This window comes from Bradyrhizobium forestalis (assembly GCF_002795245.1).
Taxonomy (GTDB): Bacteria; Pseudomonadota; Alphaproteobacteria; order Rhizobiales; family Xanthobacteraceae; genus Bradyrhizobium; species Bradyrhizobium forestalis.
Map to the genome: position 1 here is coordinate 32098 of NZ_PGVG01000035.1, position 14963 is coordinate 47060.

13 protein-coding genes and 1 pseudogene are annotated in these 14963 nt (G+C 65.6%); 6 read left to right on the plus strand and 8 right to left on the minus strand.

Annotation, left to right across the window (positions count from 1 at the left end; translation table 11 throughout):
* The first annotated feature begins 179 nt into the window (after nt 1-179).
* Together CVM73_RS30325 and CVM73_RS30330 are read left to right on the plus strand one after the other, a co-directional pair.
* Complete coding sequence (locus tag CVM73_RS30325; protein WP_100235454.1) at nt 180-395, plus strand: hypothetical protein; 216 nt, start codon at nt 180-182, stop codon at nt 393-395.
* Nucleotides 396-523: 128 nt separating this feature from the next.
* Nucleotides 524-1486, plus strand: a complete 963-nt coding sequence (locus CVM73_RS30330; RefSeq protein WP_100235455.1) for a D-2-hydroxyacid dehydrogenase family protein — start codon at nt 524-526, stop codon at nt 1484-1486.
* 56 nt (nt 1487-1542) lie between these two features.
* Here CVM73_RS30330 and CVM73_RS30335 read toward each other — a convergent pair whose 3' ends face one another.
* Nucleotides 1543-2739, minus strand: coding sequence for a L,D-transpeptidase family protein (locus tag CVM73_RS30335; RefSeq protein WP_167407148.1), 1197 nt, complete (start codon nt 2737-2739; stop codon nt 1543-1545).
* 368 nt (nt 2740-3107) lie between these two features.
* On the opposite strand from CVM73_RS30335, the gene CVM73_RS30340 reads away from it, so the two are divergent.
* The gene (locus tag CVM73_RS30340; protein ID WP_208639260.1) at nt 3108-3881 is read left to right on the plus strand and encodes a hypothetical protein; all 774 of its coding nucleotides are present in this window, start codon (nt 3108-3110) and stop codon (nt 3879-3881) included.
* Nucleotides 3882-4043: 162 nt separating this feature from the next.
* Here CVM73_RS30340 and sseA read toward each other — a convergent pair whose 3' ends face one another.
* The 3 genes and pseudogenes from sseA to CVM73_RS30355 all read right to left on the minus strand — a co-directional run bounded on the left by sseA (nt 4044) and on the right by CVM73_RS30355 (nt 6807).
* A complete protein-coding gene (gene sseA, locus CVM73_RS30345) occupies nt 4044-4898 on the minus strand; it encodes a 3-mercaptopyruvate sulfurtransferase (RefSeq protein WP_100235458.1) in 855 nt (284 codons plus the stop codon).
* Between the two features lie 197 nt (nt 4899-5095).
* Nucleotides 5096-5506 (minus strand): annotated as a pseudogene (locus CVM73_RS30350) (rhodanese-like domain-containing protein); the annotation flags it as partial.
* Between the two features lie 125 nt (nt 5507-5631).
* Nucleotides 5632-6807, minus strand: coding sequence for a vWA domain-containing protein (locus CVM73_RS30355; protein ID WP_100235459.1), 1176 nt, complete (start codon nt 6805-6807; stop codon nt 5632-5634).
* Between the two features lie 264 nt (nt 6808-7071).
* On the opposite strand from CVM73_RS30355, the gene CVM73_RS30360 reads away from it, so the two are divergent.
* Nucleotides 7072-7317, plus strand: a complete 246-nt coding sequence (locus CVM73_RS30360; RefSeq protein ID WP_100235460.1) for a GlsB/YeaQ/YmgE family stress response membrane protein — start codon at nt 7072-7074, stop codon at nt 7315-7317.
* 105 nt (nt 7318-7422) lie between these two features.
* A complete protein-coding gene (locus tag CVM73_RS30365) occupies nt 7423-8265 on the plus strand; it encodes an AAA family ATPase (protein WP_100235461.1) in 843 nt (280 codons plus the stop codon).
* Nucleotides 8266-9138: 873 nt separating this feature from the next.
* Here CVM73_RS30365 and CVM73_RS30375 read toward each other — a convergent pair.
* The 4 genes from CVM73_RS30375 to CVM73_RS30390 all read right to left on the minus strand — a co-directional run bounded on the left by CVM73_RS30375 (nt 9139) and on the right by CVM73_RS30390 (nt 13686).
* Complete coding sequence (locus CVM73_RS30375) at nt 9139-10785, minus strand: GMC family oxidoreductase (protein ID WP_100235462.1); 1647 nt, start codon at nt 10783-10785, stop codon at nt 9139-9141.
* A 243-nt stretch (nt 10786-11028) separates the two neighbouring features.
* Nucleotides 11029-11622 carry a GNAT family N-acetyltransferase gene (locus tag CVM73_RS30380; protein ID WP_100235463.1) on the minus strand — a complete coding sequence of 198 codons (594 nt, stop codon included), beginning with the start codon at nt 11620-11622 and terminating at the stop codon, nt 11029-11031.
* Between the two features lie 156 nt (nt 11623-11778).
* On the minus strand, nt 11779-12717 hold the full coding sequence (locus tag CVM73_RS30385; protein ID WP_100235464.1) for an SMP-30/gluconolactonase/LRE family protein: 939 nt from the start codon (nt 12715-12717) through the stop codon (nt 11779-11781).
* Nucleotides 12718-12852: 135 nt separating this feature from the next.
* Nucleotides 12853-13686, minus strand: coding sequence for an AraC family transcriptional regulator (locus tag CVM73_RS30390; protein WP_100235465.1), 834 nt, complete (start codon nt 13684-13686; stop codon nt 12853-12855).
* 172 nt (nt 13687-13858) lie between these two features.
* Between CVM73_RS30390 and CVM73_RS30395 the strand changes: the two genes are divergently transcribed.
* Nucleotides 13859-14962: a mandelate racemase/muconate lactonizing enzyme family protein gene (locus CVM73_RS30395; protein WP_100235466.1), complete on the plus strand. Its 1104-nt coding sequence runs from the start codon at nt 13859-13861 to the stop codon at nt 14960-14962.
* Nucleotide 14963 lies beyond the last annotated feature (1 nt).

A 14963-nucleotide genomic window follows, 5' to 3' on the forward strand; every position in this document is an offset into this window, starting at 1 on the left:
CCCGCCCCCAAAGGGCAACGTTTTCCGTCCGTTCACCACGGATGAATACGGTCCGGACACCATCCGGACCCAGATCCGGACAATTGAAACCATCTTTTAATAAATCAGGCCAAAGCTCGGTTTCGCGCGGAAACAGCGCCACCCGCTCGGAATGAACGGGAGCACAGCGAGACAGCGTCATGGCACTGATCGAGACCCACTCACTTCCTGTTCCGGCAGAAGCCGGCCACGTCTCCGGGTTCGTCTCGGAGGTCAAGGGTTTCTGGAAGCGCTTCTTCGCCACCGCCTTCAATCCCTACCGGCCCGAGCTGCACTACATGCGTGGGCCTGGTCCCGCTTGGCGCGCCAAGCACGGCATGGATGCGCCGTTCCGTCTCAAGCCCCGCGACCTCTGAGCCCGCTTTTCTATCGGACTTTTGAAGACGCGAGCGGCTTGCGCGCGGGACTGATTGCGCGCAACCATGGCCAGGTTCCGACGATGGCGCCCGCTTGCGCCGCCACCTCTCGCCATGGATGAACGCCGATGAGCCGGCTGCGCTATGCAATTCTCGACGACTATTTCAACCTCGCCCTCGACGTCGCGGACTGGCCGAAGCTGTCGGACCGTGTTGACGTCACCGTGTTCAGCCATCCCTTCGCCTCCGAGCAGGCCGCGGCGAGCGCACTGGCGGATTTCGACGTCATCTGCGCGATGCGCGAGCGCACCGCTTTCCCCAAGAGCCTGTTCGATAAGCTGCCCAAGCTGAAGCTGCTGCTGACCTCAGGCATGCGCAACGCTTCCATCGATATGGAGGCTGCGAAGGCGCGCGGCATCGCCATCGGCGGCACCCAATATTCCCGCGATCCGACCGCGCCGCTCACCATGGGCCTGATCCTGGAGCTGACCCGCGGCATCGGCCGCGAGAATGCACGCATGCATGCGGGCGAGCCCTGGCAGAGTTTTGCCGGCGTCGAGATCGAAGGGATGACGCTCGGCGTCGTCGGGCTCGGCAAGCTCGGCAGCAAGATGGCGGGGATCGCGAAAGCGTTCGGCATGAACGTGATCGCCTGGAGCCCGAACCTCACGCCGGAGAAGTGCAAGGAAGCCGGCGTCGGCTATGCCAGCAAGGAGGAGCTGTTCGCCAAGGCCGACATCGTCACCATCCACGTGGTGCTGAGTGAGCGCTCGCGTGGCCTCGTCGGCCGCGCCGATCTCGCGCGGATGAAGCCGACCGCCTTCCTCGTCAACACCGCGCGCGGGCCGATCGTGGACGAGCAAGCGCTGCTCGAAGCGTTGCAGCAGCGGAAGATCGCGGGCGCCGGGCTCGACGTGTTCTCGGTCGAGCCGCTGCCGGTCGACCATCCCTTCCGCAAGCTCGACAACCTCGTGCTGACGCCGCATCTCGGCTACGCGACCGCGGACGGGTTGCGCATCCACTACAGCCAGATGGTCGAGGCGATCGACGCCTTCACCAGGGGCGGCGAGCTGCCGCGGAAGCTGGCCTGAAACGACAATGGGCGTGCCGAGGCACGCCCATTGCAATTCGAGTTCTGGCGGAGCGCTCAGCGCACGGTGACCGGCGCGGGCAGCGGGGGCACCACGGTCGGCTGCGTACCCGGAACGGGGCCAGCCTGAGCGGACATCGGGGCCGGCCCGGCGGCGCTCGGCGTCGGCGCAGCGGAGGCCGTCGCCGTTCCCGGCGGCGGGCCGCCCGGCATCACCACCACGCGGGTGCCGACCTTGACGCGATCGAACAGGTCGGAGACGTCCTCGTTCAGCATGCCGATACAGCCGGACGAGACGAACTTGCCGATGGTCGAGGGCTGGTTGGTGCCGTGGATGCGGTACACGGTCGAGCCGAGATACATCGCGCGGGCGCCAAGCGGATTGCCCGGGCCGCCGGCCATGAAGCGCGGCAGATAGGGCTGACGCTCGATCATCTCGGTCGGCGGATGCCAGTCCGGCCACTCCGCCTTGCGGGTGATCTTCTGCACGCCGGTCCAGGTGAAGCCGTCGCGGCCGACGCGGACCCCGTAGCGGATCGCGCGGCCGCCTCCGAGGACGTAATAGAGGTAGGTGTTGGGCGTATCGACCACGAGCGTGCCGGCCGGCTCCTTGGTCTGGAACGCGACCTCCTGGCGGCGCAGGTTCGGCGGCAGCTGCACCGGCGCAGCATCGGGCTGCTCCTCGGGAGGCAGCGAGGCCAATGTCATCGGCCGGCCATCGGCGCCGGCGGGCGGCTGCGCGGCCTGGACCGCCCCGGTTGCGGCGGGGCCCCCCACGGCCTCGGGCGGACGCAGGCCATCATTGGCGGGCGCCTGCTTGCCCGGACGATTGGCGTAGATCACCGGCGGCGGACCGGCGGGCCGGCCGTAACGGGGATCATCGGGCGACATCACGGGGCCCTGGGGCGGCGCCGCCGAATAGACCGGCGGAGCGCCAGCCGGACGGCCATAACGGGGATCGTCCGGCGACATCACCGGCCCCTGCGGGGCGGCGGAATAGACCGGAGGCGCGCCGGCCGGGCGGCCGTAGCGCGGATCGTCGGCCGGACCGGGCGACGGCAGCGAAGCCTGCGGCATCGCGTCGTCGTCTTCGTCCATCGCATCGAAATTCGGCGTGCGGTCACCGGGCCGATATTCGGCTGGGGCGCCATAGCTCGGCGCCTGCTGGACCGGATAGCTCTGAGCCTGAGCGAGCGAGGTTCCCGCCGCAGCGACTGTTGCGGCAGCGCATATCGTCAGAAAGTGTTTGATCATCATCGCTCTTGTATAGTCCCCAAGCCCGATCGGACCGTTAACGGCCAGATGACGGAAGATAGCGGCACATTCAAGACATATCAGGCTTATTTGCGCAGGATTTGCCGATTTGTGATCCGCAAGACTACCGTTGCCCCGATGCATCACGGGGCCGAAATCGTATCGCGCCATCAATTGCCGCGATGTTCGGCCGCGATTTTAACGGAACGATGCGGAAGCGTTGCGATATGGTCGAATCAGCCTGATTCGCCACCTTTTTTAAGCTCCAGTCCCGCGTGGCGAACGCGGCAAGCAGTACCGTCACCGCGTTCAGATGGCTCTTGGGCCCTGGCCACCTCGCCGCCGGGGCGGAAATTCGCAATCGCTCGATGCTTCCCGGCTTTCGCTTCCTGTTTGCCGCGATCCTGCTGTCAACCTCCATCCTGGTGTTCGGCCTAGGGGCCGCCGCGCTGCTGCGGACGACCCATCAGCAGTATGTCAGCAACCCCGCCTGGCGGAACGGCCCGCAGGAGCAGGTGTTTGCGCAAGTGCCCGAGCCGGCCCAGCCGGTGCTCGCGGTGTTGCGGGCCGAGCCGGAGGTGCCCGCCGAGACCACGCCATCGCTGCGTGACCAGGTGCCGACCATTGGACTGCCGGCGAGCGAGCCGGAGCAGGTTGCCGCGCTGGCGACCGAGACCGACGTTCAGCCGCAGGTCGCCGCGCCCCCGGCAGAAGCGCCGGCTGTCGAACCGGCCAAGCCCGAAGCAACCGCGGAGGCTGCAGTGACGGCCTCCACCGACACGCTTACCCCGGCCGACACCACGGCCTCGATCCCCGAGGCCAAGCCTGCCGCAACCGCCAGCGAGCCGGCGCCTGTTGACCCCACTGCCGCCCTCGCCTCCTCGGCGATCGATGTCGCCGCGCTTAAGGCGGCAGCGCTGAACGATCCCGCGACCACGGCGGTGAAGGACGCGCCGGCGAAGGCCAAGGCCGGGAGCAACAAGGCGGACGGCAGCGCATCCGACAGCAAGGCGACGAAGCGCAAGGCGAAGACCAAGAAGCGGCCCCGCGGGGTGCGGCGCCCGCCGCCTCAGCAGCTACAGCAGCAGCTCGACCCGTTCGGTCAGCCGCAGGCGTTTGCGACGACCGCGCGCACGCGGTGATCTTTCTTCACCTCTCCCCGCTTGCGGGGAGAGGTCGGATCGCTCTTGCGATCCGGGTGAGGGGGTACAGGTCCCTCGATAATCTCATCGTGTGGAGAGAGGCCCCTCACCCCAACCCTCTCCCCGTAAGAACGGGGCGAGGGAGCGCACCGTCGTTGTAGCTCACGCCGGCCCGGTTGCGATCGGCGGGCCGCCGGCCTGGCCCCATTCCGACCACGAGCCGTCATAGAGCGCGGTGTCGGTGATGCCGAGGCGATACAGCGCGAGCGTCAGCACGCCCGCCGACACACCGGAGCCGCAGCTCGTCACGATCGGCTGGTCCAACTTGACGCCGGCGCCCGTGAAGGCGGCGCGCAAATCCTCGAGCGGCTTCATGGTGCCGGTCGCGGCATCGAACAGCAGATTGTAGGGCACGTTGCGGGCGCCCGGGATATGACCGGAGCGAATGCCCGGCCGCGGCTCGGGCACGCGGCCTTCGAAGCGGTCGGCGGCGCGCGCGTCGATCACCTGCTCGGCGCGGCTTGCGACGTTGCCAATGAGCTGCTGCATGCTGCGCACGCGCCTTGAATCGTAGCTCGCCTTGAACGTCGCCGGCTTCGGCTTCACCTCGCCGCTTTCGGTCGCGCGCCCTTCGGCGCGCCACTTCTTCAGGCCGCCATTGAGGATGCGCACATTGCCGTGGCCGTAGGACAGGAACATCCACCATGCGCGCGGCGCAGCCACCCAGCCGCCGGCATCGTAGAGCACGACGGTGTCGCCATTTCCGATGCCGAGATTGCCGACGTCACGGCCGAACTGCTCGGCGCTCGGATACATGTGCGGCAGCGGGTTGGAATGATCCGACACCGCATCGACGTCGAAGAACGCAGCGCCCGGCAGATGCGCGGCGAGGTAGTCGTCCTTCGGCAGCGGCAGCACGCCCGGTAGCTTGAAGCTGGCGTCGAGGATCTTGACGTTGGCGTCGTTGATATGGGCGGCGAGCCATTCGGTGGAGACGAGGGGGTCGGTGGGGCTCATTGGTCTTTCCTTGCAGTCATTCGGGGCCATGCGCGGTGCAAGCGAGATTGAAGCAGTGCGCGTCAAACTCAGCTGTCATCGCCCGGCTCGATCGGGCGATCCAGTACTCCGAGGCGGTTGTGATTCAACCGATGGGGCGCGGCGTACTGGATTCCCCGCCTACGCGGGGAATGACGAGTGGAGAGAGTGAGGCCTCCCCCCTTCTTCTTCGGCTCCCACGCTTCCGTGGGTCCGCCGGCGTCGCGCCAGGCGGCGTAGCCGCCGGCGATGTGGGCGACGGGCTTGAGACCCATGTCCTGCGCGGTCTTGGCCGCGAGCGCGGAGCGCAGGCCGCCGGCGCAGTGGAAGACGAACTTCTTGTCCTCCTGGAAGATCGGCTTGGCGTACGGGCTCTGCGGGTCGATCCAGAATTCCAGCATGCCGCGCGTGCAGGCGAAGGCGCCGGGGATGCGGCCGTCGCGCTCGATCTCGCGGGGATCGCGGATGTCGACGATGATGACGTCGCCGTTCTTGGAGATCTCGATGGCGTCCTTGGCCGAGAGCGTCTCGATCTCGGCATTGGCCTCGTCGATCAGCGCCTTGATGCCGCGGGTGATGTTTTGGGGCATGGGTTTCTCCCTCTTGTTGTCATTCCGGGGCGCGCATAGCGCGAGCCCGGAATCCATTTCGCTGCTAACTCTGCCTCCCGATGGATTCCGGGTTCGCGCTTCGCGCGCCCCGGAATGACAAGGAGCTAATGCGTCAATTCCTTCATCGCATTTTCCAGACCTTCGATCGTGATCGGATACATCCGGTTCGCGAAGATGCGTTTGATGATGGTGGTGGATTCCGAATAGTCCCAGTGCTTCTGCTGCACCGGGTTCAGCCACACCGCATGCGGATAGGTGCGGATGATGCGGTCGAGCCAGACCGAGCCGGGCTCCTCGTTGACGTGCTCGACCGAGCCGCCGGGCACCATGATCTCGTATGGGCTCATCGAGGCGTCGCCGACGAACACGACCTTGTAGTCGTGCGGGTATTTGTGCAGCACGTCCCAGGTCGGCGTGCGGTCGGTGAAGCGGCGCTTGTTCTGCTTCCACACGCCTTCATAGAGGCAGTTGTGGAAGTAGAAATACTCCATATGCTTGAACTCGCTCTTCGCCGCCGAGAACAGCTCCTCGACCTGCTCGATATGCGCGTCCATCGAGCCGCCGATATCGAAGAACACCAGGAGCTTCACCGCATTGCGCCGCTCGGGGCGCATGTGCACGTCGAGATAGCCGTGATTGGCGGTCTCGCGAATGGTGGTGTCGAGATCGAGCTCGTCAGGCGCGCCGGTGCGCGCGAACTTGCGCAGGCGGCGCAGCGCCACCTTGATGTTGCGGATGCCGAGCTCGACATTGCCGTCCAAATCCTTGAACTCGCGCTTGTCCCACACCTTCACGGCGCGGTTGTTGCGGTTCTTCTCCTGGCCGATGCGCACGCCTTCGGGATTGTAGCCGTGGGCGCCGAACGGCGAGGTACCCGCCGTGCCGATCCATTTGCTGCCGCCCTGGTGCCGGCCCTTTTGTTCCTCGAGGCGCTTCTTCAAGGTCTCCATGAGCTTGTCCCAGCCCATGGCCTCAATCTGCTTCTTCTCTTCTTCCGTCAGGTACTTCTCGGCGAGCTTCTTCAGCCACTCCTCGGGGATCTCGGCCTTCTGCATGGCGTCGAGCAGGTTTTCCAGCCCCTTGAACACCGTGCCGAAAACGCGGTCGAACTTGTCGAGATTGCGCTCGTCCTTCACCAGCGAAGCGCGCGACAGGTAATAGAAGTTCTCGACCGTGTAGTCCGCGAGGTCAGCGTCGAGCGCCTCCATCAGCGTGAGGTATTCGCGCAGCGTCACGGGGACCTGCGCGTCGCGCAGAGAGGTGAAGAATTGCAGGAACATGAGTGACAGATTGCCCGTCGGGTGGCTGGCGTCAAGGGGCGCCGCTTCACCTCTCCCGTAGGGAGAGGTCGGCACGCAGTGCCGGGTGAGGGGTTTCGCTCCCTCGTGAGGCCCGAGCCCCCTCACCCGATTTGCTGCGCAAATCGACCTCTCCCCGCTGGGGAGAGGTGAACCACGCGCGTCGGCGAACCAATTCAGCGTGGACCCATGAGCTTTTTGCTCTAGAATTGACTGCCTCAAGGGGTTGTTTTGGGGACGTTTGCAATGGGAATTCTCGCCGCGCTCATCATCGGCGCGATCGCAGGCTGGCTCGCGGGCAAGATTGTCCATGGGGCGGGATTTGGGCTGGTCGGCAACATCGTCGTCGGCATCATCGGCGCGCTGGTCGCGAGCTGGGTGCTGCCCCAGCTGCACATCGCGCTCGCCACCGGCACGTTGGGCGCCATCGTCGACGCCACGATCGGCGCGGTGATTGTGCTCGTCATCCTTTCGCTGATAAGACGGGTCTGAAAGCCTGACCGAACCAGGAACGGCCGCCCTGTGCGGCCGTTCCCATGTCGCGACCGGGGCCATGAAATTGGCAATGTCCCGGCCGACGACCCACAAGGACGCGCAATGAAATTTACAGGCACCAAGGACTACGTTGCCACCGACGATCTCAAGGTCGCCGTCAATGCCTCGATCGTGCTGGAGCGCCCGCTCCTGGTGAAGGGCGAGCCCGGCACCGGCAAGACGGTGCTGGCGGAGGAAGTGGCGAAGGCGCTGAACGCGCCGCTTTTGACCTGGCACATCAAGTCCACCACCAAGGCGCAGCAGGGCCTCTACGAATACGACGCGGTGTCGCGCCTGCGCGACAGCCAGCTCGGCGATGCCCGCGTGTCAGACATCAAGAACTACATCAAGCGCGGCAAGCTCTGGGAAGCGTTCACCGCCGAGCAGCGCCCGGTGCTCCTGATCGACGAGATCGACAAGGCCGACATCGAATTCCCCAACGACCTCCTGCTCGAGCTCGACCGCATGGAATTCCATGTCTACGAGACCGGCGAGACGATCAAGGCCAAGCAGCGCCCGATCATGATGATCACCTCCAACAACGAGAAGGAGCTGCCGGACGCCTTCCTGCGCCGCTGCTTCTTCCACTACATCAAGTTCCCCGACGCCGACACGATGGGCCGCATCGTCGACGTCCACTTCCCCGGCATCAAGAAGCGCCTGGTCGAGGAGGCCTTGCGCATCTTCTTCGAGGTGCGCGAAGTGCCCGGCCTGAAGAAGAAGCCGTCGACCTCGGAGCTGCTCGACTGGCTCAAGCTGCTGCTCAACGAGGACATGAGCGTCGAGCAGCTGCGCGAGCGCGCCCCGCGCAAGCTGATCCCGCCGCTGCACGGCGCACTGCTCAAGAACGAGCAGGACGTGCATCTGTTCGAGCGGCTGGCGTTCCTGAGCCGACGGGAAGTTTGAGGGCGCGCGCTCTCTTGCGATAGCGCTGAGCTGTCGCCTCACCATCGGTGTCATGCCCCGGCTTGACCGGGGCATCCAGTACGCCGCGGCCCCTCGGTTCAATCATATCCGCCTCTGGAATACTGGATCGCCCGGTCAAGCCGGGCGATGACAGCGAGTCCGTGGGAGCAGACACGCCTTCGCGTCCTCGCGGCGCATTTCGCCCGAGCTTTGCGTCAATCCTCACCCTCTTCAAACAGAGGGCGCAGGGAAGGCCGGGTGCTGACCTCGCACCCGCGGTCTGCTGCGCAAAAGGCACACGCAGAAAGCCGCACAGCAGCATACAGGTGGTGCCGAACACACGGCCCTCCCTGCGCAGTGGTCGGACGGCTTATGCCGCGCTCTCCTGGGAGCCGAATTCCTTCTGGCCTCCCTCACCCCGACGAAAGTCGCCGACACCGCGCCGGTTGACGCAACTGCCGCATCCGCCAAGGCTTGACCGTAGCAACGACGGCCAGGACCACACGGTTTTGCCGTACGCTTTCAGCGCCGCTCGTCCGTACGAAGTCTCGGGTTCACGGAGAGCAATCCGCCCTGCCCTTGACATCTCGCACACGACGCTGCCGCGTCCACCGCAACCCGGCCCGCGTTTCGAACGACTCGCGAACCGCCCCCCATCAACGGGCCGGGCTGTTTCGGCTTATGCCGCATTTCCGAATTTCGGTAAAGTGGAATATTTTTGTGGGAAGGGGTTGACGGGGGCGACACAGCAGATCTCGCAGGGTGGGTTAGCGTCAGCGTAACCCACCTCTTTCCGCGTCGACAGACGTGGTGGGTTACGCCGCGCGACCTGCGCTTCGCGCAGTCGCGCGGCTAACCCCCCCTACGAAGACGTCACGCCACCGCCGCGTCCGGAATCCGTGCGGCTTCCATCGGCGCCTTGCCGCGGATCAGGTCCGAGGCGCGGTCGGCGATCATCATCGTTGACGCGTTGAGGTTCGCCGAGATCATGCGGGGCATCACCGAGGCGTCGATGACGCGCAGGCCCTCCAGGCCGTGGACGCGGAGCTGGTCGTCGACCACCGCCCAGGTCGAATCCGCCGGACCCATGCGGCAGGTGCAGCCGGGGTGGAAGGTGGTGGTGCCGCGCTCGGTGGCGGCGTGCAGGAATTCGTCGTCGGTGTTGACGTTGGGGCCGGGGAAATCCTCGTAGGCGTAATAGGGCGACAACGGCGCACTCTTCAAAAGCCGCCGCGCGAGCTTCATGCCGCCGACGATGACGCGGCGGTCGAGCTCGGCGTCGAGATAATTGGTCTGGATGATCGGCGGCGCGAACGGATCGTTGGAGCGGATGCGGACATAGCCGCGGCTCTCCGGGCGCTGCTGCCAGGAGGCCACCGTCATGCCGGGCTCGTCCTCGAGCTGGCCCTGCACGCCTTCCTTGTAGGAGGCGGGCGTGAAGGTGAGCTGCAAGTCTGAGCTCTCGGCGCTCTCGCCCGAATGCCAGAAGCAATAGACCATGGTCGGCGACAGCGACAGCAGGCCTTTGCGCGCGGTCGCCCATTTCAGCGCCTCGATCCACAACGAGAAGCCGCGGCGGAGCTCGTTGATGGTCTTGATGTCTTTTACGCGCGCCACCGTACGTGGGGCGTAATGGTCCTGCAGGCCTTCGCCGACTGGCAGCGCGTGACGCACGGCGATGCCGTGCTGCTGCAACAGATCGGGCGAACCGACGCCGGAGAGCTGCAGCAGCTGCGGCGAATTATAGGTGCCGCCGGAGAGGATCACTTCCTTGTTCGCGCGCACCTCCACCGGCGTGCCGCCGCGGCCGCCCTTGGTGTAGCGCACGCCGACGGCGCGCTTGCCTTCGAAGATGATCTCGGTCGCGTGCGCGTGGGTGTGCACATGCACGTTGGGCCGCTTCATCGCGGGCTTGAGGAACGCGGTCGAGCCGGAGACGCGCAGGCCGTTGTTGATGGTGCGCTGGCAGTAGGAGACGCCTTCCTGGGTCTTGCCGTTGTAATCGGGGTTGCGGGGGATGCCGAGCGAGACCGCGCCTTCCATGAAGGCTTCGCAGAGCGGATCGCGCCAGTCCATCGTGGTGACGATGAGATTGCCGTCGCGCCCGCGGAACGTGTTATCGCCCTCGCCGACCCGCTTCTCCAGCCGCTTGAAGTAAGGCAACACGTCGGCATAGCCCCAGCCGCGATTGCCCATCTGCGCCCAGGTGTCGAAATCCATGCGCTGGCCGCGGTTGTAGATGTGGCCGTTGATCGAGGAGGAGCCGCCGAGCGTCTTGCCGCGCGGCGCGTAGATGCTGCGCCCGCCTGTGTAGGGACCAGGCTCCTGCTGGTAGGCCCAGTTGATACTCTTCATGTGGAAGGTCTTGATGAAGCCCGCCGGCAGATGAATGTAGGGATGCCAATCGCTCGGGCCCGCCTCGAGCACGCAGACGCTGACATTCGGATCTTCGCTGAGCCGGCTGGTGAGGATGCAACCGGCAGAGCCCGCGCCGACGATCACATAATCAAATCTATCCATGGTACCTCGGCCGCCCCTAGCGTGTCGTGAGATTGAGTGAATTGCAGCCGCGGAGTCCGACACCTCTCCCGGAGGGAGAGGTCGATTTGCTCCCGGCGATGCGCAGCATCGTCCGGTGCAAATCGGAGGGATTCAGGTCCCACGAGAGACCGGTCCCCTCACCCGCGCCTTCGGCGCGACCTCTCCCCATGGGAGAGGTGATCGAGCCCGCGGCGACATCGTTACGAAAAACAGACATGAACCCTAGCGCGGCTTGTCGTTGAGTTGATAGTTCAAATGCGCCTGCACCGTCGGCCATTCGGCGGCGGTGATGCTGTAAACAACAGTATCACGCAGCGTGCCGTTCGGCGCGACCTGATGGCTGCGCAGGATGCCGTCCTGCTTGGCCCCTAGGCGCTCGATGGCGCGGCGGCTCTGGTGGTTGAAGAAATGCGTGCGGAACTCGACCGCGATGCAGTTCAGCGTCTCGAAGGCATGCCGGAGCAGCAGCAGCTTGCACTGCGTGTTGAGCGGGCCGCGCTGCGCGCTCTTGCCGTACCAGGTCGAGCCGATCTCGACGCGGCGGTTGGCGGCGTCGATGTTCATGTAGGTCGTCATGCCGACGATCCTGCCGCCGGCGTCGAACACGGTGAACGGCAGCATCGAGCCCGTGGCCTGCAAACCCAGGCGGCGGTCGATCTCCTTGCCCATGTTCTCCGGCAGCGGAATCGCGGTGTACCAGAGTTTTGACAGCTCGCCGTCCTTGACGGCCTCGACCAGCCCCTCGCGATGATCATGCGACAACGGCTCGATACGGGCGTGCTGTCCGCGCAGGGTGATGGGGTCGGGCCAGGGCATTTCTCACTCCATAGTAGGTGCCGTCATTCCGGGGCGCGACGAAGTCGCGAGCCCGGAATCCATTTCAACCACAAATTTCGAGGCCCGATGGATTCCGGGCCTGCGTGCTGGCGCACGCATCCCGGAATGACGACGGATGTATCGGCACAGATACATTCACTTATTCAAAAAATTCAACGGCAAACCGCCGCGCGGCCAGTCCATGGCGATCAGCTCGCCCTTGCCGGACAGTGTGATGTAGGCGGTCTTCAGCTCGGGGCCGCCGAAGGCGATGTTGGTGGTGACGCGGTCGCCGGTCGGAACCTGTTCCACCAGTGCACCGTCGGGCGCGATCACCGAGATGCAGCCGGAGACGAGGGTGGCAACGCAGACATTGCCGCTCGCTTCCACCGCGAGCGAGTCGAACATCTGGTAGCCGCCGAGGCCGCAGATCGGCTTGCCCCGCTCGCCGCGATAGATCGCATCGCGCGGCTTGAGCGTGCCCGGCGCGGAGAGCTCGTAGGCCCACAGTCGCCCGGTCGGCGTCTCCGCGATGTAGACGGTGTTCTCGTCCGGCGACAGCCCGATGCCGTTGGCCGGCAGCACGCCATGCACGACTTCCACGATCTCGGTCATGCCGGGCTTGAGGTAATACATGCCGCCGACGTCCATCTCGCGGGCGCGGCGCTTGCCGAGATCGGAGAACCAGAGGCCGCCCTGCCTGTCGAAGACGAGGTCGTTCGGCCCGCGCAGATCGTGCGCGCCGCACTTCGTCACGACGGTCTCGACCTTGCCCGATTGCAGGTCGACCCTCTGGATCGAGCCGCCGAGATAATCGTCCGGCTGCGGGCCGGGCATGATCATGTTGCGGGTCGGGATCCAGGAGAAGCCGCCATTGTTGCAAATGTAGATCTTGCCGTCGGGCCCGAGCGCGGCGCCATTCGGGCCGCCCGGAATCTTGGCGACGATCTCCTTGCGGCCATCAGGGTAGACCCGGGTCAGACGCTGGCCGCGAATCTCCACCAGCACCACCGAGCCGTCCGGCATCGCAACCGGCCCTTCGGGAAATTCGAGGTCGGTGGCGAGAACGCGGACGTTGGGCGTGGCAGTGGACATTGGAGACCCTCCCGGCTGCTTGTTATGGCTTGCATGGGATGTCCGGCGCGGGCCCCGCAGGCAAGATTTGCCAGCGGTTATGACAAAGTCGCCCGGGCTTGCCAAGCAAGCGGGACGGTATGCCAGCGTTGCGCGCTACTCCCTCACCGGCAGCCAGATCTCGAAACCGCCATTGCCGGTTGCTGGATCGAACGTCTCATCGTAGCGCTCGAAGTTCGGCGCGTCCGCGGCTCTGAGGCCGGATGCCGGCAGCCACTGATTCCAGATCGTGTTCACCGTGCGTCGGATCGAAGCGACGTGATCCGAGTGCCTAAAGACGGCGTAGCGCTGCTCGGGAATGCGGATGCGACCAAAGCGGCGCGGCAGGTCGGAGAAATCGGCGACCTCGACGCCGGCGATGTAGTCGAAATTGCCGGCATCATCGCCGTTGCAGCAGACGCCGTAGGCGACGTGACCGACGCGGGCGGGAATGTCGGCGACCTCCTGGTGGAAGCGTTGCCACAGACCGGGGATCATGGCGCCGTTGTCGCAGGAGATGCGCTCGGCGAGACCGGCGACGAGGAAGGCCTTTGCGGTCTCGAAACGCGGCGGGGCGAGAGTATCGAGCATCGTGGAATCCATGAGGATCGGCTCCTGAAGCTTGAGCTGGCTGACACAAGTCGCGGCCCTGACCGCTTCGGGCGTGGTGCCGAAATGGTCGCGGAACGCGCGGGTGAAGGCTTCGTGCGAGCCGTAATCCGCCTCCAGCGCCAGCGACAGAATGTCGGGGGCGCCCTTAGCCAGACTGCGCGCCGCCTCCGTCAGCCGCCGCGCACGCACGTAGCGCATCACCGGAAGACCGACTGCTGCGGCAAACGCACGCACGATGTGGAACCGCGACACGCCGGCGACCGCCGCGATCTCGTCGAGCGTCATCGGCTCGGCCAGATGGCTCTCGATGTACCAGAGCGCGCGCTGGGCTGGATTCATGACGGTTCAGGCCCTCGTTCGAAGCACGGCGATGATGCGCCGGTCAGCAGCACTTTGCTTGATCGGCATTGCTGTCCTTCGCATGAGGATAGTCCGGCAATGGCCACTGGCAACGCCCTGTCGTTCGTGGCTACACTCCTCGAAACCGCTCACGAGAAAGAGGAACCGGGTCATGGAAATCACCGATGTGCGGGCGCACCATATCCGCATTCCCTATGAGGCCGGCGTCGCGAGCTTCCGCCAGGGCGCTTCCGCCATCACGGCCCTCGACATGGTCCTCGTCGAGGTCACGACCGATGCCGGGCTGACCGGCTGGGGCGATGCCTTCGCCTATGTCTGCCCGCACACCACGCGCAGCGCCGTCGAGGAGATGATCGCGCCGCAAGCCCGCGGGCTCAAGGTGCCCGATGCCGCCGGCATTGCCGCGGTGATGGAGCAGATCCAGCGCAATCTGCACCTGTTCGGCCGCTACGGCATCACCATGTTCGCGATCTCCGGGCTCGATATCGCGTTGTGGGATTTGGTCGCGAAGGTCGAGGGCGTGCCGGTGCATCACCTGCTGGGCGAGATCAGGCGCACGGCGATTCCGGCTTACGCGAGCCTGTTGCGGATCGGCTCGCCCGACAACATCGCCGCCGAATGCAGGAAGGCGCTCGCGCTCGGCTATGGCGCGATCAAGCTGCACGAGACCACGGCGCCTGCGGTGTTCGCCGCGCGCGAGGCGATCGGCCCCGACATTCCGCTGATGGTCGACATGAACTGCCCGTTGACCGGCGAGCAGGCGATCGCATTCGCGCAGACATGCCGGGACGCGCAGCCGATGTTCCTGGAGGAGCCGGTCTGGCCGCCGGAAGACTTTGCCGCGCTTGCCGAAGTCCGCAGCCAAGGCGGGCTGAATGTTGCCGCCGGCGAGAATGCCTGCACCGAATATCAGTTCCGCCAGATGATGGAGGCGGGCGCGGTGAGCCACGCCCAGCCCTCGGTCATCAAGGTCGGCGGCATCACGGAATTCCTGAAGGTCGCAGGCCTGGCCGATCGGTCCGGCGTCAAGATCGTGCCGCACTCTCCTTACTTTGGCCCGGGCCTGCTGGCGACGCTGCATCTGCTCGCGACGCGCGACGACGGGCTGGTCGAGATGTTCTATTTGAAGCGCGAGGCCTGCCTCTGGCGCGGCCGCGCCGATGTCGATGCCACCGGCCATGTCGCGGTGCCGGCAGGACCCGGGCTCGGCTATGAGCCCGATCGTGGTGTGATGGAGCGATATCGCGTCGCGTGAT

What these genes read in the sequence shown, in the direction of transcription:
- CVM73_RS30395 (WP_100235466.1), top strand. Translation starts at nt 13,859, where the DNA reads ATGGAAATCACCGATGTGCGGGCGCACCATATCCGCATTCCCTATGAG.
- CVM73_RS30390 (WP_100235465.1), bottom strand. Translation starts at nt 13,686, where the DNA reads ATGAATCCAGCCCAGCGCGCGCTCTGGTACATCGAGAGCCATCTGGCC.
- CVM73_RS30325 (WP_100235454.1), top strand. Translation starts at nt 180, where the DNA reads ATGGCACTGATCGAGACCCACTCACTTCCTGTTCCGGCAGAAGCCGGC.
- CVM73_RS30375 (WP_100235462.1), bottom strand. Translation starts at nt 10,785, where the DNA reads ATGGATAGATTTGATTATGTGATCGTCGGCGCGGGCTCTGCCGGTTGC.
- CVM73_RS30335 (WP_167407148.1), bottom strand. Translation starts at nt 2,739, where the DNA reads ATGATCAAACACTTTCTGACGATATGCGCTGCCGCAACAGTCGCTGCG.
- CVM73_RS30360 (WP_100235460.1), top strand. Translation starts at nt 7,072, where the DNA reads ATGGGAATTCTCGCCGCGCTCATCATCGGCGCGATCGCAGGCTGGCTC.
- sseA (WP_100235458.1), bottom strand. Translation starts at nt 4,898, where the DNA reads ATGAGCCCCACCGACCCCCTCGTCTCCACCGAATGGCTCGCCGCCCAT.
- CVM73_RS30355 (WP_100235459.1), bottom strand. Translation starts at nt 6,807, where the DNA reads ATGTTCCTGCAATTCTTCACCTCTCTGCGCGACGCGCAGGTCCCCGTG.
- CVM73_RS30330 (WP_100235455.1), top strand. Translation starts at nt 524, where the DNA reads ATGAGCCGGCTGCGCTATGCAATTCTCGACGACTATTTCAACCTCGCC.
- CVM73_RS30340 (WP_208639260.1), top strand. Translation starts at nt 3,108, where the DNA reads ATGCTTCCCGGCTTTCGCTTCCTGTTTGCCGCGATCCTGCTGTCAACC.
- CVM73_RS30380 (WP_100235463.1), bottom strand. Translation starts at nt 11,622, where the DNA reads ATGCCCTGGCCCGACCCCATCACCCTGCGCGGACAGCACGCCCGTATC.
- CVM73_RS30365 (WP_100235461.1), top strand. Translation starts at nt 7,423, where the DNA reads ATGAAATTTACAGGCACCAAGGACTACGTTGCCACCGACGATCTCAAG.
- CVM73_RS30385 (WP_100235464.1), bottom strand. Translation starts at nt 12,717, where the DNA reads ATGTCCACTGCCACGCCCAACGTCCGCGTTCTCGCCACCGACCTCGAA.